A 21,918-nucleotide genomic window follows, 5' to 3' on the forward strand; every position below is an offset into this window, starting at 1 on the left:
AAATGACCTGTCTGAATGCGCCCTTATTGTAACCAAACTCGGGCAAATCGGAACCGATAACAGTAAATGGGATTAACAATCAATGCGATTAAGTGGGGATTTTCGAAAGGAGAAGTGAAACGGGGTCGCGAGAAACAGAAAAATAAAGGCGACCGGAGCCGCCTCTGAAAACGTCGATGTGGCGCACGGGATTAACCCAGGATAGTCGCCAGCTCTTCGCGTACTTCGGCGACTTTTTTGGTGCCGTCGATTTTGACATACTGGGTGTTACCGGCTTCGGCTTCTTTCCCGTAGTAGGAAACCAGTGGCTCGGTCAGTTCATGGTATTCGACCAGACGTTTACGCACGGTTTCTTCCTGATCGTCTTTACGGGTAGTCAGTTCTTCACCCGTTACGTCGTCTTTGCCTTCAACCTGAGGTGGGTTGAATTTAACGTGGTAGACGCGGCCTGAAGGCGCGTGTACGCGACGACCTACGATGCGGTCTACGATCAGTTCGTCAGGCACATCGAATTCCAGAACGAAATCAACGCTGATGCCTGCTTCCTTCATGGCATCGGCCTGAGGAATGGTACGTGGGAAGCCATCCAGAAGGAAACCGTTACGGCAATCTTCCTGGGTAATACGTTCTTTTACCAGTGCAATAACCAGTTCGTCGGTAACCAGTTTACCGGCGTCCATAATCTCTTTGGCTTTCTTGCCGAGGTCACTTCCGGCCTTAACAGCTGCGCGCAACATATCACCGGTAGAAATTTGCGGAATCCCGTATTTCTCCATGATGAATTGAGCCTGAGTACCCTTACCTGCGCCCGGAGCGCCCAGCAGAATGATACGCATTGCGTAAATCCCCTTGCATGTAATTTTTTATTTAAAAGTCGAAAACAGTCAACCATACCATTGTGCGCCCCCTTCCTCAAGAAAGGGGCGCGGCAAGTTGATGATTAGAAGATACTACAGGGCAAGGGCGGCGTGCTTTTTAGCCTGCAAGGTTTGCGAGACAACTGCCAGAATAATGATGCATCCGCCGACGATTGCATTAATAGTGGGCGCTTCGTGCAGAAACAGGTAGATCCAGAGCGGTGCCAGCGCGGTTTCCAGCAGCAGGAACAGGCCCGCGTTGGACGGCGGCACAAAACGTGTCGACAGAGAAATCAGCCCCATCGCGAGAGGGATGACAAGTGCGCCTTCAATCGCCAACCATAGCCACTGCTGCGGATTCAGTGCGCCTGCTGCGGCCATCAGGCCTCCCCGGCAAACATCGGGACCACGATCGAGGCCAGAATGCCGCCCAGTGACGGCAGCGCCAGCGTGCCACTCTCGACCCGTGAGGCGAAGATAAAGGCCAGCGCCATGCATACCGCCGTGCCCAGCGCAAAATAGTTGGCGCTAGGATCGGCACCGGTTTGCCTGCCGGCCATCACGATAACAACGCCAAACATGCCCACAATCGCCGCAATCATTAATGAACGGTCAATTTTGGTGTGGAAGAACAGACGCGAGATTATCGCCGACACAAAGGGGGTCGAAGAGATAATCACCAGCACGGTGGCGATATTGCCGCGATTAAGCGCGTTGACGAAGCAGGCCGAGGAGGCGCAGAAGAACAGCACAGGCAGCACGTTTCTGCCGCGTTATCCACGGCACGCCCAGCACGGAGCGGCTTTTCGGCACCAGCAGCCAGACGGCAAACACCACTGCCCACATCAGCAGTCCGCGCAATACCACGATAAGCCAGGAATTATCGACCGCCATCAGACGGATGAAAACCGAATCGGAACTCAGGATAATGCCGCCAAGAATCCCGATCAGGTTGCCGTTTACTGCGCTTGTTCTACTCATCTTATATTCCATAGTTTTGAAATATCTTCGAAAACGCTACCGGTACAGTTGACCGGGCGCCCTTTCTGACCGCGCGTCCAGCGGGACAGTCGAAGCGTTTTACTGTGTTCGAAATAGCTGCCGTTGAGCTCTTTCACTTTTTGACGCTGTTCTTCGCTGAAATTGGGAACATGGAAGCAGCTGTAAGGCAGCCCCGGTTCGCCGATTGATTTCAGACGCTCACCGTCCGGTAGCCAGATATCGATATTTTCGACGCTGGCGACGTTATACGGCTGCCATCCCGGCGTATTCATGGTTTCCAGCGCTTTTTCGAGCGGTCCATCCGAGACGGTGGCACCTTCGAACAACCGCAATTCGCTCCGTAGCAGCATGCTGTAGTCCTCCGGTCGCACGGCAATCAGCGACAGACCCACCGCGACCGACGCGTGCTTGTGAAGCGGGGCCAGAAAGATCGACCCGTTTTCGATAAGATCATCGTGCAGATTGGTGGCGAAACTGTGTGACGCGTCGACCACAATTCGGTTTTGCAACTCGCCGAGACTGTTGATTTCACCGGAATAAGGATTCACGTGGGTCACAATCTTCACCCCGCTATTCTCTTTTCCTTCGCAAATCTCGTGAGGAAACAGCATGTCGATGGGCTGATAATGCTGATGATTGGCCAGACTCAACGCAATGTTCTGTTTATGCAGAAGATGGGACAGCATCGCCAACCCGACGCTGACCGACTGCACCATAAACACGTCATATTGTTCGAGATGGTAAACCTCGGTGAGCTTTTCGCGCAGTGCCTCGCGCAGACCGTTCACTTTTTTGTAAAAGTGACCGCCGCCGTGTAACTGCTGTAGTTGAGGTGACAATGCTGAAGGATCCATTAGTCGATTAACTCCTTCTGATAAAGCAGAGGTAGCACGTTGTCGCGAAATACCGATCCGACACCGACTTCGCAAGGCGGTTTGCGGTAGTTGACCCAGGCAATCTCGGCGATTTCCGAGCTGGCTACCGGTTGCCCCACAACTTCAACCTGATAAACGTGGTTTTCGATAGCGACCGATTCAAACTCGGCTATCCCGTGAAACAGGCCAAACGGCCTGATTTCAGCGGCTTCCACGTTCAGCTCTTCCTTGAGCTCGCGACGCAGGCAGGTCAGATGGTCTTCGCCCAGCAGCGGCTTGCCGCCCGGCGAGATGAACACATCGGTACCTTCCTTGCGGGTCAGCAGCAATGAACGATTGCGAATAATCACGGCCGAACACTTGATGATCGTTTTCATCACAGGCTCCTGTCAGGCAGCTTCAGCGGAAGAACTGGCAATCTTTTTGGTCAGTGTCAGGCTTTCACCGGACAGGAATTTGACTATGTTAAGCGCCAGCGGGGTTTTCTCGCGCAGGTAGGCCAGAATCGTGTCGTCGCTCGGCGTGGTGAAGCTGTCGCCGAAGATGCTGACCCCTTCGAGTGACTTGGTGGAAATACCCAGTTGCAGCAGGCGATATTTCACATCGTCCTGCGACTGGGCGAATTCATAAATAGGCGACTGGTATTGAATCCCGAATTCTTTCATCAGATCGACCAGATACTCTTTTGCCACCAGACGCTGTTCCGGGAATTCCTGCTGATAGTGGGTAATGCCGTCATTAATAACGTCAATGTCGTGGCGGCGACAAAAATCAATCAGATGGGCGTGAATTGCCAGTTTTTCACCGAGCAATACCAGGTTTTTTCTATACTTGAGAATATCGCCTTCAATATTTTCGATGGCGATGCTGCGGAAAGTCCCGCTAATATCTTCGACTGTGTGTTCAACAACCAAATCACCAAAACGGTTTCTAAGCTCTTCGACGCGGTGCGAGAGAATGCCACGATGTAGGGAACAACCACTGTTGGCGGAGTACAGGTGAACCGGTATACCCTGTAACATGAGATAACAAGCTGCCAACGTACTGTCACGACCACCGGTAAACATCACAAGCTGGGTTTTTACGGATACATTATTCATATTGATCCTTATTTTTCATTGGAATAACCGGGAGCAAGGCAAAGTGCTGTTGTGTGTAAGTTGTCCCGCCACATACATTCCGACGATTAAATGCGCCATCCTGGCGACTCGTTTTGGGACAAGGCCGAGACTAAAGGGTTTTTTATGTGTTAGAAAATGATATAAACAGACAGACGACTTGAAATTTTCTAACAAGGTGGCGCCATGTCAGATCTCCCTTCACTGCGCGCATTGCATTACTTCAAGCAGGCGGCAATCTTTGAAAGTTTCAGCGCGGCGGCAGAGTCATTGAATGTCACGCACAGTGCTATCAGTCATCAAATAAAGAATCTGGAGTCATGGCTGGGCACGCCTTTATTCAAGCGAACAGGCGGAAGAGTTTATTTAACGCAGGATGGCGAAATATTAAAGAAGTGCTGTGAACAGGTATTTAGAAATATCGAAGCGACCTGCAAGGAAATAAAGACGCGCGAAGAGAACAGCCTTATTATTTCCTGTGCGCCGAGCTTTTTATCCCAGTGGTTAATACCTCGCATCAACCGGTTTTCACAGCGGCACGAGAATATTGCCCTCACCTTTCAGACCCATGTAAACATTGAAAATGTTCAGGATGAAAGAACCGATATTCTGATTAAAAGCAACGACACGTCACAGCTTGGCGAAATTGAAGCGACGCTGATTACCGTCGATTATATCGGCCCGGTGTGCTCGCCCGATTTCCGTCATCGCTTCACTTATGAAACCGATTTTACCACCCTTCCACTGCTGCATGCCGATACTAAAATGAATGCCTGGCAGGAGTGGGCGCGTAAAACCAATACACGTGGCGACTTTATTTCGGGCAAGCATTTCGACAACCTGACGTTGGCAATTCAGGCCGCGAAAAACGGATTGGGCATTATTATGACGCCGCAGATTTTGGTGAAAAAAGAGATTCAGGAAGGCAGCCTGATTGCCCCGCTGGGCTTCGCCGAAGTCGACAGAGCGACCTACATGCTGGTGAAGCGATCGCGTAGCCAGGAGAAGGAAATCATGCTTTTCAGACACTGGTTATTAGAAGAGGCCAGCCGCGGTTAGCGACTAGCCTCCAGTTTCACTTAAATAAAAAGTTTAACTTAAGTAACAAGTTTTCGTTAAGTAAGCAGCTTTACTTAAGGTTATGCCTGCAACAGCGTGTTCATACGGCGGATGAACTGGTTAGGATCTTCCAGCGTGCCGCGTTCGGCGAACAAGGCCTGATCCAGCAACAGCTCAACCCACTCGGCAAACTGATCTTCCTGAATTTCGTCTGCGGCGCGTTTAACCAGCGCGTGCTCGGGATTCAGCTCGAAGATGTATTTCACCTCCGGTGCGTCCTGGCCCGCAGCGGCAAACAGTTTCGCCATCTGGGTGCTCATCTCGTCGGCACCGGTGGTGACGATGGCTGGCGTGTCGGTTAGACGGTGCGTCAGACGCACTTCTTTTACACGCTCGCCCAGCAGGGTTTTAACGCGTTCAACGAAAGGCTCCAGCGCCTTGTCGGCATCTTTCTGCTGTTCGTTTTCTTCGTCGGCCAGTTTGTCGAGCGATTCATCGGCCTTGCTGACAGACTGGAAGGTCTTGCCGTCAAACTCGGTCAGGTAGCTCATCATCCACTCGTCGATGCGGTCGGAGAGCAGCAGCACTTCAATGCCTTTCTTGCGGAACAGCTCAAGGTGCGGGCTGTTTTTCGCGGCGGCATAGCTGTCGGCCGTGATGTAGTAAATCTTGTCCTGACCTTCCACCATGCTGGCGACGTACTCTTCCAGAGACAAGGTCTGATCGGACGAGTCGTTGCGCGTGCTGGCAAAACGCAGCAGCCTGGCGATGGTTTCTTTGTTGCTGCTGTCTTCGGCCGGGCCTTCTTTCAGCACCAGACCAAACTGTTTCCAGAATTGCAGATACTGCTCTGCATCGTCTTTCGCCAGTTTTTCAAGCATCTGCAACGCACGCTTGCTCAGCGCAGCACGCAGGTTCTGGGTCACACGGCTGTCTTGCAGAATTTCACGCGAGACGTTCAGCGGCAGATCGTTGGAATCTATCAGACCCCGCACAAAGCGCAGGTAGTTCGGCATGAACTGCTCGGCTTCGTCCATGATAAACACGCGCTGAACATAGAGTTTCAGGCCGTGTTTGTGATCACGATTCCACATGTCCCACGGGGCCTGAGAAGGAATGTACAGCAGGCTGGTGTACTCCTGCTTGCCTTCGACGCGGTTATGGCTCCAGCTCAAGGGATCGCTGAAATCATGAGAGATGTGCTTGTAGAACTCTTTGTATTCGTCGTCGGTGACTTCTGAACGGCTGCGTGTCCACAGCGCCTGCGCCTTGTTGATCTGCTCCCAGGTAACGGTATCGTCTTCTTCGTTAAGGGTTTCGATTTCAACGGGCAGCGCAATGTGGTCAGAATATTTGCTGATGATGGAACGCACGCGCCAGTTATCCAGGAACTCGTCCTGATCTTCGCGCAGATGCAGCGTGATTTCGGTGCCGCGATCGGCTTTCTCGATATCGGCCAGCGTATATTCGCCTTCACCCGCCGATTCCCAGAACACGCCCTCTTCGGCACTCACGCCCGCTGCACGGGTGCGCACGGTAACCTTGTCGGCCACGATAAACGCCGAGTAGAAGCCCACGCCGAACCGACCGATGAGCTGGCTGTCTTTCGCCTGCTCGGAACCGACAGTTTGCAGGAAAGCCTTGGTGCCAGACTTCGCGATAGTCCCGAGGTTGTCGATAACTTCATCGCGGGTCATACCGATGCCGTTGTCGCTCAGCGTCAGCGTCCGTTTTTCCTTGTCGAAGGCCAGACGTACGCGCAGGTCCGCATCGCCTTCATAAAGCTCAGGTTTTGACAGCGCGCAGAAGCGCAGCTTGTCGGCAGCGTCCGATGCATTGGAGATTAGCTCGCGCAGGAAGATTTCTTTATTCGAATAAAGCGAGTGGATCATCAGGTGCAGTAACTGTTTTACTTCAGACTGAAATCCGCGGGTCTCTTGTCCTTTCATACTCATCAAATACCTCAATCAAACCGTTTGAGTGGTTAAAACGAAACTGTGTTCAAAACAGACTGATTGAGAGATGGGGGCCAAAGGACAATATTCAAGAGGATCGCAAAAGGAAATGCGCAAACGCGCGTTATTTGCTTGTTTTGCAGGCGATCGGCCTGTAATGCCGTGCCGCAGATATAAAAGGATTTTAAAAAGAAGGGGACAGGCGACAACGTTTGAATGCTTTTAAAACAGCCAACGTAGCCAAATAGCTATAGAAAAACTGCCCTTACGTCATTGAAGTCGCAGCGAGGCGGCAGGCTGGCTCGTCCCCGGGGGCTTATAAAGGCAAGTGACCCGGGTGGGCGAACGAAGCAGCGCCGCTGCGGCTTCAAGGACCACGACGGATCAATACTTGAAGGTATGACGTCCGGCAAGGGAATGCGCGAGAGTGGTACCATCTACCATCTCCAGCTCACCGCCAACGGGCACCCCGTGTGCAATTCGGCTGGCAACAACGCCGTACTGACCGCACATCGCCGCGATATAGTTTGCCGTTGCTTCCCCTTCGACCGTCGGGTTGGTCGCCAGAATCACTTCCTGAATGCTTTCGCTTTCAAGGCGCTGCTCAAGCCTGCCCAAACCGATATCATCAGGGCCGATACCGTCGAGAGGCGAAAGATGCCCCATCAACACGAAGTAGCGTCCGGAGAACTGGCCGGTTTGCTCGATGGCGTGGATGTCTGCCGGGCTTTCGACCACGCAGATCTGACCGTTCTCTTTGCGACGCGAGTTGGCGCAAATGGTGCAGATATCCTGCTCGGTGAAGGTGCGGCAGTCCGCGCAATGCCCGATTTCGGACATTGCGCGGGTCAACGCCTGTGCCAGCCGCATTCCGCCGCTGCGATCACGCTGCAGCAGCTGGAAGGCCATACGCTGCGCCGACTTCGGGCCAACGCCCGGCAGGCAGCGCAGCGCCTCCATTAATGTTTCAAGGAGTGGGCTGGTTTGCATCAGAATGGCATCTTAAAGCCCGGTGGCAACTGCATGCCGCCAGAAACTGCTGCCATTTTTTCTTTCTGGGTTTCGTCGATACGACGCGCTGCATCGTTGAATGCCGCAGCAATCAAGTCTTCCAGCATATCTTTGTCATCTTCGAACAGGCTTTGATCGATCTCGACGCGACGAACGTTGTGCGCACCGTTGATGGTGATTTTAACCAGACCTGCGCCAGATTCGCCGGTCACTTCGATGGCCGCTATCTCTTCCTGCGCCTGCTGCATTTTTTCCTGCATTTGCTGGGCCTGTTTCATCAGGTTACCAATGCCGCCTTTTCCAAACATAATCTTCTCTCTTTGCGTCGGGCCGCGTATGTGCACCATGCTCCTACTGCGGCGGTTAAATGGGGCGAATACTCTCTTCGTCCAGATCGGCGTCAAAGAATCGACGCAGTGTCTGGATATTAGTATCCGCGATAATCGACTGACGCGCCTGCGCCAGTTTTTCTTCATAAATGGCCTGTCGCCATTCGAGCGGCGTCAGGATGGCCAGATTGTCGTCTTCGACCACGTTCAGCGTAATGTCCTGCTGATAAAGTGCGGCCAGCGCGTCCGCCAGCGTTTTCTGCGCAGTTGGCGAGTTTAGATGACGCTGCGAAGAACGCAAATGCAGACAGAGCGTAGCCGAATCGGGCCGCTCAAGGAAAGCGTTTAACGCCAGCTGCTGCACCAGTTTAGGAATAGTCAGCTGGTTGATAATAGCTGCCCATTCGTCGCGTTCGACGGCTTCTTCGGCCAGACGCGCCGCCAGTTCCGGCGATTTTTCGTGCTCGAGCGCGGTGCGCAGAGCCTTTGGCGTGGCGACCGGTTCGGGCGCGGCTTCTGGCTCGTTAACCGCTTTCCAGCGGTATGCTTCCTGCTTTAACGGCTCGGCAGGTGCCTTCTTCTGCGCCGCTGCGCCCGTGCGCTCCAGAGAACGCTCGGTGACGGAAGCGAGTCGCTCCAGCACCGAATTTGCCGGCTGCGCTTTTCCTGGCGCGGCCGGCTCAGCTTTTTTGGGGTCGAGGTTCCCTGCTTTCGCAATAATTCCGTTCGAGCCTTGAGCAGCTGGGCGGTGGTGCTGCCCACGCCCGAAGCGGCGGCCGGGGCCGGATTATTCTGCTCGGTTTCGGCACGAGGCTGTGCAGGCGGCGTGGCCGACGCCGGCGAAGAAACTGCTGCCGGCATCGCGTGCGGCGTGTTCATCGGCTGCGGTGCCACAGACTGCGGGCTTGCCGCCACCGGTTCGGCAATAATCACCTTGGGATTGAACGCCAGCGCACGCAGCAGCGTCATCTCGACGCCCATGCGTTTGTCCGGCGCAAACGGCAATTCCTTGCGGCCAATCAGCAGGGTTTGATAATAGAGTTGCACGTCGGTCGGCGGAAGCACCCGCGCCAGTTCGCGCAGACGTTGCTCGATGGCGGCGTAATGGTTGTCCAATACGGTCGGCAGCAGTTGCACCATCGCAATACGATGCAGCAGCGCCAGCGTTTCCACCAGCAGGGTTTCCCAGTCGACACCGCGCGACGCGGCCTGTTCAACCTGCGCCATGACGGTTGCGCCATCGGCACTGACCAACGCCTCGAGAATCGCGAGCGGCTGTTCGTCGTCGAGCGTACCGAGCATCTGCGACACCGTGTCGGTGGTGACCTGCCCCTGCCCCATGGCGATAGCCTGGTCGGTGAGGCTCAGCGCATCGCGCATACTGCCGTCGGCCGCACGGGCCAGCAGTTGCAGCGCACGCGCTTCGCTGTCGATGTGCTCGGCATGCAGCACTTTGTCGAGCTGTTTGCGGATCTGCTCGACATCCAGCGCTTTCAGGTGGAATTGCAGGCAGCGCGAAAGAATCGTTACCGGCAGTTTTTGGGGATCGGTAGTCGCCAGCAGGAACTTGACGTGCGAAGGCGGCTCTTCCAGCGTTTTCAACAGCGCATTGAAGCTGTGACGCGAGAGCATGTGGACTTCGTCAATCAGGTAAACCTTGAAGCGGCCACGGGCCGGTGCGTACTGCACGTTGTCGAGCAGTTCGCGGGTATCTTCGACTTTGGTGCGCGAGGCGGCATCGATTTCAATGAGATCGACAAAGCGACCCTGCTCGATTTCACGGCAGTTGTCGCACACGCCGCACGGGGTCGACGTAATGCCGGTTTCACAGTTCAGGCCTTTGGCCAGCAAACGGGCGATCGACGTTTTCCCGACGCCGCGCGTGCCGGAGAAAAGATAGGCGTGATGAATTCGCCCCATCGACAGGCCATTGGCCAGTGCCGTCAGAACATGTTCCTGACCAACTACGTCAGTGAAAGTTTGGGGGCGCCACTTACGGGCAAGAACCTGATAGCTCATTAATACCGGAAAAGTCGGGGAGTCTGTGGCGTTATAGTATCACAGCCCCGCCAGCACGAGCGAGGGCTGATAAGTCCTAAGCACTTCGCGCCTGCCCCAACCGCTTTCCGATAACACGGTCAATGACCGGGGCAGGCAGGGGCCGCCAACGCCCCTGCAGGTTGAAGCGCGCAGAATTTTAGTGGCCGTCGAAAGAAACGAGGCTGTAACAGGTAATATCGAGGCCGTTCAGGCGCTTTTCACCGCCCAACTCAGGCAGATTGATGATGAAGGCGGCATCGGCCACTTCGCCGCCCAGACGACGAATCAGCTTGGCTGTGGCTTCGATGGTGCCGCCTGTGGCCAGCAGGTCATCGATAACCAGCACTTTGTCGCCCGGCTTGATGGCGTCGGTGTGAATTTCGAGTTTGTCGGTGCCGTATTCCAGCGCGTATTCTTCAACGATGGTGGCGCGTGGCAGTTTGCCCGGCTTGCGCACGGGAACGAATCCTACGCCCAGCGCCAGCGCGACAGGTGCGCCAAACAGGAAGCCACGGGCTTCGGTGCCTACCACTTTGGTTACACCGGTATTGCGGTAACGCTCTGCCAGCAGGTCGATACTGGCCTGATAAGCCTGAGGAATTTCCAGCATACTGGTGACATCACGGAACAGAATGCCCGGTTTTGGATAGTCAGGAATGGTCTGGATACTGTTTTTGATAAACTCAAGCTGCTGTGCAGTAGCGGTCATAACGGTAGCGCTCATAAGAAAGTCGATTCATAGCTGAATAGCCGCCGAAGGCCGTAAACCATGCGCCCCGCTCCGAGAAGTATCGGCTTTGCGGAAAACGACGGCGAACGAGTCTGGCAGGCTAATCAAGAAAAAAGTTAGGGGACGACCAGCGGTCGAGTCGCCCAAATCTATGCAAAGCCACTTTAAAAAGCAACCCACAGCCGGACATGATCGCCTTTTTTACTGCTCCAGGTCAACCACTGGTAAACGCCACATCAGGATTAGCAGCCCGCAAAGCATAATAATTAAGAGTAAACGCAGCCACCACAGCGGCACAAAATAGAGCGAAACGGCAAAAGTGACGACGGTCATCAGCATCGCTTTCCATTTGGTATTGGGCGGCAGCGCGTGATGCTGATTCCAGAACCGCAGATAGCGGCCAAACCACGAGCGATAGAGCAACCACGCATGAAAACGCGGTGACGAGACGGGCAAAACACCAGGCGGCGAGCAGCAGGAAAGGCGTGGTCGGCAACAGCGGCAATACCACGCCCAGAGTGGCCAGCACCACGGCCAACCAACCTGCGGCTATCAGAAAATAACGTTTCATGGCGGAAAAGGCCCTGTCGGTTCGCGGGTAAAAAAGCAGTGTACGGACAGTGATGACACCCTGTAAACACGTGATTCGGATGCATCGCCGTATGATTTCCTTCCCTGCGTCACTTGTTTCTGCGCCCTTTCAGGGTAAGCTTGGCGGCATGTTCCGGGCCGCAGGGCTGACGGTAGAAAATAGTCGGAGAGTATCGGTGAGCACGCACACCTTATTGCAGTCGCTGGAAAGGCAGATAGAAAATCTGGCGCAGGAAATCGAACCCATTGGCCACGCTCCGGCGCAGCAGGCACGTTTCGACGTCACGCTGTTTGCCAGCAAGGGCACGCGGCTGCGCGAATATCTGGCCGAGGTGCGCACCAATTTTGCCCAGCTACGTCAGGTGGTGGCCGAAAACCGCAGCGCGCAGGTCGCGTTTGTCGCCGAACGGCTGGTGTCGCAAATCACCGCCCTTCAGCGCGAGCTGGCGACGCAAACGCTGCGCCAGGCCGATAAACAGACGGAAGCAAAAAGCAGCGACTACTACAGCAAGCTGGTCGAGCATCAGCAGTATGAACGGCGGTTGATTGCGATGATTGAAGACCGCGAAAGCCGGTTGGGCAGAGTCGAAACTTTCAAGGAACAGCAGGTGATTCAGAAAGAGCTGGCCGCGCTGGAGGGTCGCTTGATGCGTTGCCGTCAGGCATTGATAAAAATTGAACGCAGCATCGAACGTCAGGAGCGCGGTTTTTGACGTTCTTATCACAAAATTTGAAAATTACCGTCGGTTTTTGAGTCAAAAACTCTATACTCACTATTCACGCTTATCCTGCCGGAATCCTGTGTTGACTCCGGGTTGAACTGAGCCGGCTCACGAATAACTGGAATGCTTATGTCCGTAGAAAATGCGCCTCCCGAACTGCAACTGGCCGTCGATCTTATTTATCTGCTCGAGTGCAACGAAATCGCTCCCGACGTCGCGCTGGCGGCCCTTGAGATCGTGAAAAAAGATTATCAGGAAAAAATCAAACATCCGACCGGCAGCTTGTCCATAAGCTACCTGTAATGTCGTCCGACTAGGCAAGCTCTCCCTCGTCCGGCGGCGTTATCGGCCGTTTGACCGCCTGAACCTCGTTGCCGTCCCGATTATGTAAATAGACTTCCAACTGATTGAAAGCAATATTGATATTATTCTCGCGGCATAGCGCATCGATGCGGCGGTTCAGCTCGTCGACGGTGGCATTTCTGTCACCCAACTCCCGAACGTACAGTCGCAATTCATGTTCAAGCGTGCTGGCCCCGAAGTTCAGAAAATAGACGGTCGGCCCCGGATCACTCATCACCCGCGCGTTATCTTTCGCCGCCTGCAACAGAATGTCTTTCACTTTATCCAGATCCGACCCGTAGGCCACGCCGACCTTGATAACCACGCGCGTGACAGTGTCGGACAGCGACCAGTTAATCAGCCGCTCTGTCACAAAAGCCTTGTTGGGAATGATCACCTCCTTGCGGTCAAAGTCGGTGATGGTCGTGGCGCGAATACGAATCTTGCTGACCGACCCCGAATAGGTGCCTATCGTCACGGTATCGCCGATACGAATCGGCCGCTCGAACCAGGATTATCAGGCCCGAGACAAAGTTGGCGAAAATCTCCTGCAAACCAAAGCCCAGCCCGACGGACAGCGCCGCCACCAGCCATTGCAGCTTGTCCCACGACACGCCGAGCGAGCCGAGCGCCGTAATCGCGCCAATCACGGTGATGGCATAGGTCATGATGGTGGTAATGGCGTAAGACGCGCCCTGCCGCAGTTGCAGACGTGACAGAACCAGCACCTCAAGCAGACCGGGCAGGTTGCGGGTCAGCACATAGGCGACAATCACCGTGGCAAACGCCAGCAGGAAATTGCCCAGCGTTACCGTCTGCTGGACCACCTTGCCCTCGATATTGGCGGAATAGTGCCACATCGAAATACTGTCGAGATAGGAGATGACGGTCAGCAAATCCGACCAAATCAGATAGAAGATAACGGCGAAAACGATAAACAGCGCCATCGTGGTCAGGCGTAGTGTCTGCTGATTGATCTGATCCAGCCCCAGCGGCGCTTCCTCGGCCTGATCCGCACTTTCGTTGCCGTCTTTGGCATTGTTGAGCTGCCGACGCGCCAGCGCACGCCGAAACGCCAGTCGCCGCGCCGCGACACCCAATCCACGCAGCGCGGTATGGGTGGTGATGTTCCAGGCAATCAGCAGATACAGGCTGTCTATCCAGCGGCTGGAAAGCCGCAGCGTGGTATAGAAATAGCCGGTCAGCATCAGGCCGATAAAGAACAGCGGCGCAAAGGCAATGGCCGTGACGGCCACCAGCCGCACAGTGTGCGTATTCTTCGCCCGCCAGCTGTCGCGGGAAAGCGGAAACACCAGCACGGTCAACACCGCGAGCGTCATCAACACCACGAGTTGGCCGATAATGTCATCAACCAGCCCCAAAGGCGCTTTCTCACCGCGCACGGTCCAGAAGATAAGCGGCAACATGGTCAACGAAAGACGAATGATCGATCGCCGATAGTGCGCCGCCGTGGTGCCCGGAATGTTGAAATGACGTTCGTGCACGCCCTGTGGCGCAAGGGAGCGATAGCAAAATCCCATCACAAACTGGAACACGGCAAGGCGCTGCGCCAGCGTCCACAGAAAATCGTTCAGGTCGATATCGCAGACTGAAAGCCAATAGCCGATACCCAGCGTCATCAGCACGCCCGGCAAGGTGAGCAGCGCGACCATCATCAGCGCCTGCGGCGTATGGAGCTGGGTATCGCGCTTAAGCTGGCCGACATCGTTTCCGAGCGTCTCGATACGCGCCAGAATCGCCCGGCGGCGTAGTAGCAACACACTGATCACCAACAACAGGGGCACCGTAACCGGCAGGGATCGCAGCGCCCCAGCCTTCAGCGAAACCAGCGGCATCATCACGTTCACCGATTTGATCTGCGCGTGCACATTCTGCGGCAGCGAGGTAATAAAGTCCCAGTCCATCGGCTTGTTGCTGCTGACCCAGAAAATCTGCTGCGTCAGCGTGCTGGTCAGCGATTTATTGATGCTGATGAGCTGCTGCTGGTTGATTTGCAGGTTTATCGCCAGCGCCAGCTGATTGCCCAGCTGTTTATTGAGCTGATCCAGCAGTTCGCGGCGCACGTCGATTATCTGATCCAGCGCGTCGCTGATGTCGTCGTTAATCGTCTCTTTGCTGTTTTTAGTCAGCCCCTGAATATAGTCATCGCCCTGAAAAAGGGCATCGCGCTGCTGGTTGATGTTGAACTGCTCGAGACGCAGATTGGTTATCTGCGCACTCATGTCGGTCATCAGGCTGGCCGTGGGCTGATTGTTCTGCTGCTGCTGATAAAGGATACGCGACAAAAGCAGGCTACCTTTCAGCTCGGTGATTTGCTCTTTCAGATCGTGTTCGGACTGCGATGCCCTATCGAGCCAGTTTTTGACCGTGATGTTCTGCTGCAACAGCCTGTTGCCGTTTTCCGTCGACGCGATTAGCCGCTGACTGAGGTCACGGTTGATATCCAGTTCCTGACTGACCAGCGGATCTTTTTGCAAATCGGTGGTATCGCCCGGCGTTTGCGCCTCTTTTGCCGTGCGTTCGGAGAGAATCAGCCGCTTGTCGTTGACCACTTCCTGCAACACCTGCGTCACCTGCTCGAGCTGATTGATGTGCGCGTTGGTGTAATCGCGCTGCTTTTGCAGCAGATCCTGCAACGGGGTATTGGCCTGCAGACTGCTCTGCTGAAGGTCGATTTCGGCGTTGAGCAGCGCCTGCTCCGTTAACAGCATGGTTTGCTGGGTGGTGCGCAAGTCCTGCTGATTGGGTGCCATGCCGTTGAGTGTGTTGCGGATGGTCTGCAGGCTCTGCGAATAGCTGTACATCGCATTCTGCACGCGCTCGGGCTGGGTTTGCAGCGTGATAAGCTGGGTATTATAGGTAGAGAGATCGTTTTGCGAAGACTGCAGGTCGTCCAGCGTATCGTTGAGCCGGCTTTCAAGCTGTTGCAACGACAGCGCGCCGAGTTGCGTTTTCAGCACGGCGTTGTCGATTTTATCCTGTAGCTTGTCGAGCCCCTGGGAAGCGGCACGCAGTGCATTCGGCGCATCGGCAAGCTGTTGGCGCAGCTGGTTTTGCTGTTGCCTGACCCGGTCGAGCGCATCAAGGAGTTCGAGGGTGCGAAAGAGATCCTGCTGGGTAAGTTTTTCTGTCGGCGAGAGGATTTTCTGCCGGCTTAACGCGTCCAGCTGACTTTGCACTTCGTTATGGGTCGGGATATCCGCCGTCGCCGCCCGCGCAACGGGCGCCAGAACCCAGCACAGCAATAAAATAATGACAAAATGCAGCAGACGCCGCGAAGAAATGCGCAGGAGATCGGTATTAACGCCACGAAACTCGACGGATCGGTTAAACATGGTTTACTTCTTTCAATCGGAGGTGCGATAGTTTACCACGGCAAACATCGGCAACGTATCTGTCTGCCCTGCCCAATCTCTTTCAAAGTTGTAAAACTTTATCTATGCTTGTCGCGCTGTTTTGGAAACACTTAATTACTTTTAAACAAGCTTGGACATAATCGCAACATCTCGATATAAGTATCAATAAATTCACTGGCCTGATGAGAGAGATCGAAACTTTGCGGCATGAAAAGCCAGTTCTCCATCAGACCGGTAATGTAGGCACGCAGGATAATCGCGGCCTGGCGGGTATGCAGATTTTTGGGCAGTTGCTCCTGTTCGATACAGCGATGCAGAATGCTTTCAATCTTGCCATAACCCTCCATATACAGCGCCTTGCGCGCGTCATGAACGGAACTCATCTCCCCAACAAATTCACATTTGTGAAATATGATTTCCATCATTGAACGGCGCGAGGGATCGGTTACCGTAGCACGAAGCAAATACACCAATATCTCGCGGAGCACGCGCAGTGGATCATTCGGATACTTTGTCTGATACTCAATTTCCAGCCGATGCACCTGAGATTCACAATTTTCCCAAACGGCGTTGAAAAGTTCGACTTTGTTTTTGAAATGCCAATAGATTGCACCTCGGGTTACCCCGGCGGCGTGGGCGATATCTGTGAGGGATGTAGCAGACACGCCGCGGGCGGAAAACTGGCCAATGGCCGCATCCAGAATTTCCTGTCTGGTTTGCAGGGCCTGCGCTTTGGTTTTTCGTGCCATAGGGTAACGTTGAAGGGAGTTTAATTTACATACATTCGTGAATGTATGTAACATAGCATGCACATACTAAAAACGCAGCAGTGGAATGTAACAATCAGCATCCATTGAATATATTTTGAAAATCGGACACTTGAGGTTTATTTATGAACAAAAACAGAGGGTTAACGCCTCTGGCGGTCGTTCTGATGCTAACCGGCGGATTAGCTCTTACAGGATGTAACGATAAAAAAACCGAACAGGGCGCACCTTCTGCCCCTGAAGTGGGCGTCGTCACATTAAAAGCTGAACCCCTGAACGTGACGACCGAATTGCCGGGACGCACGTCTGCCTTTCGCATCGCCGAGGTTCGTCCCCAGGTCAGCGGCATCATCCTGAAACGTAATTTCGTTGAAGGCAGTGAAGTCAAAGCGGGCACCTCGCTCTACCAGATTGATCCCGCGCCCTATCAGGCCACCTACGACAGCGCCAAAGGCGATTTGGCCAAAGCCCAGGCCAGCGCGCAAATTGCTCGCGTGACCGTCAATCGTTATAAACCTCTGCTCGGCACCAACTACATCAGTAAACAGGATTACGACACCGCAACCTCAACCGCGTTACAGGCCGATGCCTCCGTGGTCGCGGCCAGGGCGGCCGTTGAAACGGCGCGTATCAATCTTGCCTACACCAAAGTGATTGCGCCTATCAGCGGCCGTATCGGTAAATCTTCCGTTACCGAAGGGGCGCTGGTAACCAGCAGTCAAACCGATGCGCTGGCAACCGTACAGCAACTCGACCCTATCTATGTTGACGTAACCCAGTCGAGCAACGATTTCCTGCGCCTCAAGCAGGAGCTTGCCGACGGCACCTTGAAACAGCAGGACGGCAAGGCCAAAGCCACACTGGTTCTCGACAACGGCAAGCAGTACAAACAGCCGGGTACGCTGGGTTCTCCGACGTGACCGTAGATGAAACCACCGGTTCCATCACTCTGCGCGCCGTGTTCCCCAACCCTGACGGATTGCTGCTGCCCGGCATGTTCGTGCGCGCCCGTCTGGATGAAGGCGTCAACAACAATGCGCTGATGGTGCCGCAACAGGGGATTACCCGTAACCCGCGTGGCGATGCTACCGCGATGGTCGTGGGCGCAGACAATAAAGTCGAACTTCGTACCGTAACCACTACGCAGGCCATTGGCGATAAATGGGTTGTGACCGACGGTCTCAAGTCTGGCGATAAGGTCATTGTGACCGGCCTGCAAAAAGTGAAACCGGGCATTCAGGTTACAGCGCAAGAAGCTGACCAGAAAGCACCTGCTGAAGAAGCACCGAAGTCTTAAAAGGAGCCGGTAATTCATGGCTAATTTCTTTATTGATCGCCCGATCTTTGCATGGGTTATCGCCATCATCATCATGCTGGCGGGAGGATTGTCGATCCTCAAACTTCCTATTGCACAGTATCCGACCGTGGCTCCCCGGCTATCGAGCTGACGGCAACCTATCCGGGTGCCGATGCGCAGACGGTGCAGGATACGGTCACCCAGGTTATCGAACAGAACATGAACGGTATCGATAACCTGATGTACATGTCTTCCACCAGCGACTCGTCCGGTGCGGTGCAGATTACCCTGACCTTTGCTTCCGGTTCCGACGCCGATATCGCGCAGGTTCAGGTACAGAACAAACTCCAGCTGGCCATGCCGCTGTTGCCGCAGGAAGTGCAGCAACAGGGGATCAAGGTACAGAAATCGAGCAGCAGCTTCCTGATGGTGGCGGGCTTTGTTTCCGATGGCGACATGACGCAGCAGGATATCGCCGACTACGTGGCGTCCAATATTCAGGATCCCATCAGCCGTACTTCCGGCGTGGGTGATGTGCAGCTGTTTGGTGCGCAGTACGCGATGCGTATCTGGATGGACCCGAATCGCCTCAACAACTACCAGTTGACGCCGGTCGATGTCATCAACGCGATTACCGTACAGAACAATCAGGTGGCCGCCGGTCAGCTTGGCGGTACTCCGCCGGTGCCGGGTCAGCAGCTTAACTCATCCATCGTGGCGCAGACGCGTCTGAAATCGGCAGACGAATTCGGGCAAATCATTCTGAAGGTCAATACCGATGGTTCGCAGGTTCGCCTGAAAGACGTGGCCGATATCAAGCTCGGTGGCGAAAGCTATGACGTGATAGCCCGTTATAACGGCCAGCCGGCGGCGGGTCTTGGAATCAAGCTTGCGACCAACGCCAACGCCCTCAACACCTCCTCTGCCGTCAAGGCCGAACTGGCGAAGCTGCAACCGTTCTTCCCGAACGGCATGAAAGTGGTCTATCCGTACGACACCACGCCGTTCGTGAAAATCTCGATTCAGGAAGTGGTGAAAACGCTGGTCGAGGCTATCGTGCTGGTGTTCCTCGTAATGTACCTGTTCCTGCAAAACTTCCGTGCGACGCTTATCCCCACCATCGCCGTGCCGGTCGTCCTGCTGGGTACGTTTGCCATTATCGCGGCGTTTGGATACTCGATAAACACCCTGACGATGTTCGGGATGGTGCTCGCCATCGGCCTGCTGGTGGATGACGCCATCGTGGTGGTCGAAAACGTCGAGCGCGTGATGGCCGAAGAGGGTCTGCCGCCGAAAGAGGCGACCCGGAAATCAATGAGCCAGATTCAGGGCGCGCTGGTCGGGATTGCGATGGTGCTGTCGGCGGTATTTATTCCGATGGCCTTCTTTGGCGGCTCCACCGGCGTTATTTACCGCCAGTTCTCGATTACCATTGTTTCCGCGATGGTGCTGTCGGTGCTGGTGGCGTTGATTCTGACGCCTGCGCTCTGCGCCACTATGCTCAAACCCATTAAGAAAGGCGATCACGGTAAAACCACCGGCTTCTTTGGCTGGTTTAACAAGAAGTTTGATCAGAGCACGCATCACTACACGGACAGCATCGGTAACATCCTGCGCAGTACGGGACGCTACCTGCTGATTTATCTGCTGATTGTGATTGGTATGGCGCTGCTGTTCATCCGCCTGCCGACCTCCTTCCTGCCGGAAGAAGATCAGGGCGTCTTCCTCACCATGGCCCAGCTTCCAGCCGGTGCCACGCAGGAACGTACGCAGAAGGTGCTCGATGAAGTCAGCAACTATTATCTGACCAAAGAGAAAGCCAACGTCAATTCCGTGTTCACCGTTAACGGCTTTGGTTTTGCCGGACGTGGCCAGAATACCGGTATCGCCTTCGTCAGTCTGAAAGACTGGTCGGAGCGTAGCGGTGCCGAGAACAAGGTCGCAGGCATTACCGGCCGCGCAATGGGCGAGTTCAGCAAGATAAAAGACGCCATGGTCTTTGCCTTCAACCTGCCGGCGATAGTCGAGCTGGGTACGGCAACCGGCTTTGACTTCGAACTTATCGATCAGGCCAACCTCGGACACGACAAGCTGACGCAGGCGCGTAATCAGCTGCTGGGCATGGTCGCCGAGCATTCTGATCTGCTGGCGGGCGTGCGTCCCAACGGTCTGGAAGATACGCCGCAGTACAAGCTGGAAATCGATCAGGAAAAAGCCACGGCGTTGGGCGTGTCTATCTCCGACATCAATACCACGCTTGGCGCATCGCTTGGGGGAAGTTACGTCAACGACTTTATCGACCGCGGTCGCGTGAAGAAAGTGTACGTGCAGGGCGATGCCAAGTTCCGTATGTTGCCGAAAGACATCGAGAACTGGTACGTTCGCGGCAGTTCGGGCCAGATGGTGCCGTTCTCTGCCTTCTCGACGGCAAAATGGGAATACGGTTCGCCACGACTCGAGCGCTATAACGGTCTGCCGTCGATGGAAATCCTCGGTCAGCCGGTAGAAGGCAAGAGCAGCGGCGAGGCGATGGAAATGATGGAGTCGCTGGCCTCGAAACTGCCAAGCGGTATCGGCTTCGACTGGACCGGCATGTCGTATCAGGAAAGGCTGTCGGGCAACCAGGCACCGGCGCTGTATGCCATTTCGCTTATCGTGGTGTTCCTCTGTCTGGCGGCGCTTTACGAGAGCTGGTCGATTCCGTTCTCGGTCATGCTGGTGGTGCCGCTCGGCGTTATCGGTGCGCTGATAGCCGCCGCCGCGCGCGGGCTTAGCAATGACGTGTACTTCCAGGTCGGGCTGTTGACCACTATCGGGCTGTCGGCGAAGAACGCCATCCTGATAGTCGAATTCGCCAAAGACCTGATGGACAAGGAAGGCAAAGGGCTGATTGAGGCGACGCTTGAGGCGGTCCGTATGCGTCTGCGCCCTATCCTGATGACCTCGCTGGCCTTTATCCTCGGCGTTATGCCGCTGGTTATCAGTACCGGCGCAGGTTCCGGCGCGCAAAACGCGGTAGGGACCGGCGTTATGGGCGGGATGATCACCGCTACGCTGCTGGCTATCTTCTTTGTTCCGGTATTCTTCGTGGTGGTTCGCCGCCGCTTCGGCAAGAAGAAAGACGATACGGAACACAGCCAGCCGGTTGAGTCCACGCATCATTAATCCCCGATAATTCTCGTCTCCCGAAGGCCGCACACGCGGCCTTTTTTATGCCCCGCCTTTCTCCCCTCTCCCCTACCTGTTTAAAAAAATTCTAATTCGGGCTTGAAGCGCAGAACCAACACGCGCATAATAATTGTTATAGTATAACATTACATTTTAGGATCGATTATGAGAGAGAACATTCATCCCGCCTATCGCACAGTGGTTTTTCATGACACCAGCGTTGACGAATATTTCCGCGTCGGCTCGACCATCAAGACCGATCGCACCATTGAACTGGAAGGCCAGACCTTTCCGTATGTCACGCTCGATATCTCTTCCGCTTCGCATCCGTATTACACCGGCAAGCAGAAAGAGTTCTCGAAAGAAGGCAGCACCGCGCGCTTCAACCAGCGTTTCGGCAGCTTCCTCGGTAAAAAATAAGCACGTTGGGAGAGGGAAATGCAGGTATTAAGTTCGTTGAAATCAGCAAAAAATCGTCATCCGGATTGCCGCATCGTCAAGCGCAAGGGCCGTCTGTATGTGATTTGCAAGAGTAACCCGCGCTTCAAGGCCGTGCAGGGTGGGAAGAAAAAGAAACGTTAATCCCGCCGCACGGGCAGGATGATGATAGCCATAAAAAAAGCCCCGTTGCTTGCCCAACGGGGCTTTGTTGCATCTAAAAGAAGTGGACTGCACGTG

General features: G+C 54.7%; 15 protein-coding genes, 6 pseudogenes and 1 other annotated feature. Of the genes and pseudogenes, 7 read left to right on the forward strand and 14 right to left on the reverse strand.

The genetic code is table 11. The features are described from left to right. Positions 1 to 191: 191 nt before the first annotated feature. The 5 genes and pseudogenes from adk to O1V66_RS12735 form a co-directional block, all read right to left on the reverse strand. A complete protein-coding gene (gene adk, locus O1V66_RS12715) occupies positions 192 to 836 on the reverse strand; it encodes an adenylate kinase (RefSeq protein ID WP_045046098.1) in 645 nt (214 codons plus the stop codon). A 114-nt stretch (positions 837 to 950) separates the two neighbouring features. Then, positions 951 to 1,838 (reverse strand): annotated as a pseudogene (locus O1V66_RS12720) (DMT family transporter). Then, entirely contained in the window at positions 1,835 to 2,713 is an 879-nt protein-coding gene (locus O1V66_RS12725; protein WP_045046096.1) for a DUF6024 family protein, read from the reverse strand. Before O1V66_RS12725 ends, O1V66_RS12720 begins: the two are co-directional and overlap by 4 nt. Beyond that, positions 2,713 to 3,111, reverse strand: coding sequence for an NUDIX hydrolase (locus tag O1V66_RS12730; protein ID WP_045046095.1), 399 nt, complete (start codon positions 3,109 to 3,111; stop codon positions 2,713 to 2,715). The genes O1V66_RS12725 and O1V66_RS12730 overlap by 1 nt, the downstream gene beginning before the upstream one ends. Before the next feature lie 12 nt (positions 3,112 to 3,123). Next, positions 3,124 to 3,834 carry a hypothetical protein gene (locus O1V66_RS12735; protein ID WP_187329766.1) on the reverse strand — a complete coding sequence of 237 codons (711 nt, stop codon included), beginning with the start codon at positions 3,832 to 3,834 and terminating at the stop codon, positions 3,124 to 3,126. A 204-nt stretch (positions 3,835 to 4,038) separates the two neighbouring features. On the opposite strand from O1V66_RS12735, the gene O1V66_RS12740 reads away from it, so the two are divergent. Beyond that, positions 4,039 to 4,911: a LysR substrate-binding domain-containing protein gene (locus tag O1V66_RS12740; protein ID WP_045046094.1), complete on the forward strand. Its 873-nt coding sequence runs from the start codon at positions 4,039 to 4,041 to the stop codon at positions 4,909 to 4,911. An 80-nt stretch (positions 4,912 to 4,991) separates the two neighbouring features. On the opposite strand, the gene htpG is transcribed toward O1V66_RS12740, so the two are convergent. The 7 genes and pseudogenes from htpG to O1V66_RS12770 form a co-directional block, all read right to left on the reverse strand. Beyond that, complete coding sequence (gene htpG, locus O1V66_RS12745; RefSeq protein WP_269127622.1) at positions 4,992 to 6,860, reverse strand: molecular chaperone HtpG; 1,869 nt, start codon at positions 6,858 to 6,860, stop codon at positions 4,992 to 4,994. 390 nt (positions 6,861 to 7,250) lie between these two features. Beyond that, positions 7,251 to 7,856, reverse strand: coding sequence for a recombination mediator RecR (recR, locus tag O1V66_RS12750; RefSeq protein WP_045046092.1), 606 nt, complete (start codon positions 7,854 to 7,856; stop codon positions 7,251 to 7,253). Next, positions 7,856 to 8,185, reverse strand: coding sequence for a YbaB/EbfC family nucleoid-associated protein (locus O1V66_RS12755; protein WP_045046091.1), 330 nt, complete (start codon positions 8,183 to 8,185; stop codon positions 7,856 to 7,858). The genes recR and O1V66_RS12755 overlap by 1 nt, the downstream gene beginning before the upstream one ends. A 55-nt stretch (positions 8,186 to 8,240) precedes the next feature. After that, positions 8,241 to 8,855, reverse strand: a pseudogene (locus tag O1V66_RS21910) (DNA polymerase III subunit gamma/tau C-terminal domain-containing protein); the annotation flags it as partial. Continuing rightward, a complete protein-coding gene (gene dnaX / locus O1V66_RS12760) occupies positions 8,762 to 10,225 on the reverse strand; it encodes a DNA polymerase III subunit gamma/tau (protein WP_414058388.1) in 1,464 nt (487 codons plus the stop codon). The pseudogene O1V66_RS21910 and the gene dnaX, both read right to left, overlap by 94 nt. After that, positions 8,853 to 8,916 (reverse strand) — a sequence feature (DnaX frameshifting element). (Overlaps the previous gene by 64 nt.) 178 nt (positions 10,226 to 10,403) lie before the next feature. Then, the gene (gene apt / locus O1V66_RS12765; RefSeq protein ID WP_045046844.1) at positions 10,404 to 10,955 is read right to left on the reverse strand and encodes an adenine phosphoribosyltransferase; all 552 of its coding nucleotides are present in this window, start codon (positions 10,953 to 10,955) and stop codon (positions 10,404 to 10,406) included. Between the two features lie 222 nt (positions 10,956 to 11,177). Then, a pseudogene (locus tag O1V66_RS12770) lies at positions 11,178 to 11,547 on the reverse strand (DUF454 family protein). Between the two features lie 196 nt (positions 11,548 to 11,743). Between O1V66_RS12770 and priC the strand changes: the two are divergent. Next, the gene (priC, locus tag O1V66_RS12775) at positions 11,744 to 12,280 is read left to right on the forward strand and encodes a primosomal replication protein PriC (RefSeq protein WP_045046088.1); all 537 of its coding nucleotides are present in this window, start codon (positions 11,744 to 11,746) and stop codon (positions 12,278 to 12,280) included. A 138-nt stretch (positions 12,281 to 12,418) separates the two neighbouring features. Then, positions 12,419 to 12,592, forward strand: a complete 174-nt coding sequence (gene rsmS / locus O1V66_RS12780) for a pleiotropic regulatory protein RsmS (RefSeq protein WP_072045031.1) — start codon at positions 12,419 to 12,421, stop codon at positions 12,590 to 12,592. Positions 12,593 to 12,602: 10 nt separating this feature from the next. Here rsmS and mscK read toward each other — a convergent pair. Both mscK and acrR read right to left on the reverse strand, forming a co-directional pair. Next, a pseudogene (gene mscK / locus O1V66_RS12785) lies at positions 12,603 to 15,987 on the reverse strand (mechanosensitive channel MscK). 131 nt (positions 15,988 to 16,118) lie between these two features. Next, positions 16,119 to 16,757 (reverse strand): multidrug efflux transporter transcriptional repressor AcrR, encoded by a 639-nt coding sequence (gene acrR / locus O1V66_RS12790; RefSeq protein ID WP_045046086.1) that lies wholly within the window; start codon positions 16,755 to 16,757, stop codon positions 16,119 to 16,121. A 143-nt stretch (positions 16,758 to 16,900) separates the two neighbouring features. Between acrR and O1V66_RS12795 the strand changes: the two are divergent. The 4 genes and pseudogenes from O1V66_RS12795 (at position 16,901) to ykgO (ending at position 21,822) form a co-directional block, all read left to right on the forward strand. Further along, a pseudogene (locus O1V66_RS12795) lies at positions 16,901 to 18,072 on the forward strand (efflux RND transporter periplasmic adaptor subunit). 16 nt (positions 18,073 to 18,088) lie between these two features. Beyond that, positions 18,089 to 21,237 (forward strand): annotated as a pseudogene (acrB, locus tag O1V66_RS12800) (multidrug efflux RND transporter permease subunit AcrB). A gap of 168 nt (positions 21,238 to 21,405) precedes the next feature. After that, the gene (locus tag O1V66_RS12805; protein ID WP_045046083.1) at positions 21,406 to 21,660 is read left to right on the forward strand and encodes a type B 50S ribosomal protein L31; all 255 of its coding nucleotides are present in this window, start codon (positions 21,406 to 21,408) and stop codon (positions 21,658 to 21,660) included. 18 nt (positions 21,661 to 21,678) lie between these two features. Continuing rightward, the gene (gene ykgO, locus O1V66_RS12810; protein ID WP_045046082.1) at positions 21,679 to 21,822 is read left to right on the forward strand and encodes a type B 50S ribosomal protein L36; all 144 of its coding nucleotides are present in this window, start codon (positions 21,679 to 21,681) and stop codon (positions 21,820 to 21,822) included. The last annotated feature ends 96 nt before the right edge of the window (positions 21,823 to 21,918 follow it).

Origin of the sequence: Rouxiella chamberiensis (assembly GCF_026967475.1) — a bacterium.
GTDB lineage: Bacteria > Pseudomonadota > Gammaproteobacteria > Enterobacterales > Enterobacteriaceae > Rouxiella > Rouxiella chamberiensis.

What these genes read in the sequence shown, in the direction of transcription:
- rsmS (WP_072045031.1), top strand. Translation starts at nt 12,419, where the DNA reads ATGTCCGTAGAAAATGCGCCTCCCGAACTGCAACTGGCCGTCGATCTT.
- O1V66_RS12730 (WP_045046095.1), bottom strand. Translation starts at nt 3,111, where the DNA reads ATGAAAACGATCATCAAGTGTTCGGCCGTGATTATTCGCAATCGTTCA.
- acrR (WP_045046086.1), bottom strand. Translation starts at nt 16,757, where the DNA reads ATGGCACGAAAAACCAAAGCGCAGGCCCTGCAAACCAGACAGGAAATT.
- dnaX (WP_414058388.1), bottom strand. Translation starts at nt 10,225, where the DNA reads ATGAGCTATCAGGTTCTTGCCCGTAAGTGGCGCCCCCAAACTTTCACT.
- O1V66_RS12740 (WP_045046094.1), top strand. Translation starts at nt 4,039, where the DNA reads ATGTCAGATCTCCCTTCACTGCGCGCATTGCATTACTTCAAGCAGGCG.
- O1V66_RS12735 (WP_187329766.1), bottom strand. Translation starts at nt 3,834, where the DNA reads ATGAATAATGTATCCGTAAAAACCCAGCTTGTGATGTTTACCGGTGGT.
- apt (WP_045046844.1), bottom strand. Translation starts at nt 10,955, where the DNA reads ATGACCGCTACTGCACAGCAGCTTGAGTTTATCAAAAACAGTATCCAG.
- O1V66_RS12755 (WP_045046091.1), bottom strand. Translation starts at nt 8,185, where the DNA reads ATGTTTGGAAAAGGCGGCATTGGTAACCTGATGAAACAGGCCCAGCAA.
- recR (WP_045046092.1), bottom strand. Translation starts at nt 7,856, where the DNA reads ATGCAAACCAGCCCACTCCTTGAAACATTAATGGAGGCGCTGCGCTGC.
- O1V66_RS12725 (WP_045046096.1), bottom strand. Translation starts at nt 2,713, where the DNA reads ATGGATCCTTCAGCATTGTCACCTCAACTACAGCAGTTACACGGCGGC.
- htpG (WP_269127622.1), bottom strand. Translation starts at nt 6,860, where the DNA reads ATGAAAGGACAAGAGACCCGCGGATTTCAGTCTGAAGTAAAACAGTTA.
- O1V66_RS12805 (WP_045046083.1), top strand. Translation starts at nt 21,406, where the DNA reads ATGAGAGAGAACATTCATCCCGCCTATCGCACAGTGGTTTTTCATGAC.
- adk (WP_045046098.1), bottom strand. Translation starts at nt 836, where the DNA reads ATGCGTATCATTCTGCTGGGCGCTCCGGGCGCAGGTAAGGGTACTCAG.
- ykgO (WP_045046082.1), top strand. Translation starts at nt 21,679, where the DNA reads ATGCAGGTATTAAGTTCGTTGAAATCAGCAAAAAATCGTCATCCGGAT.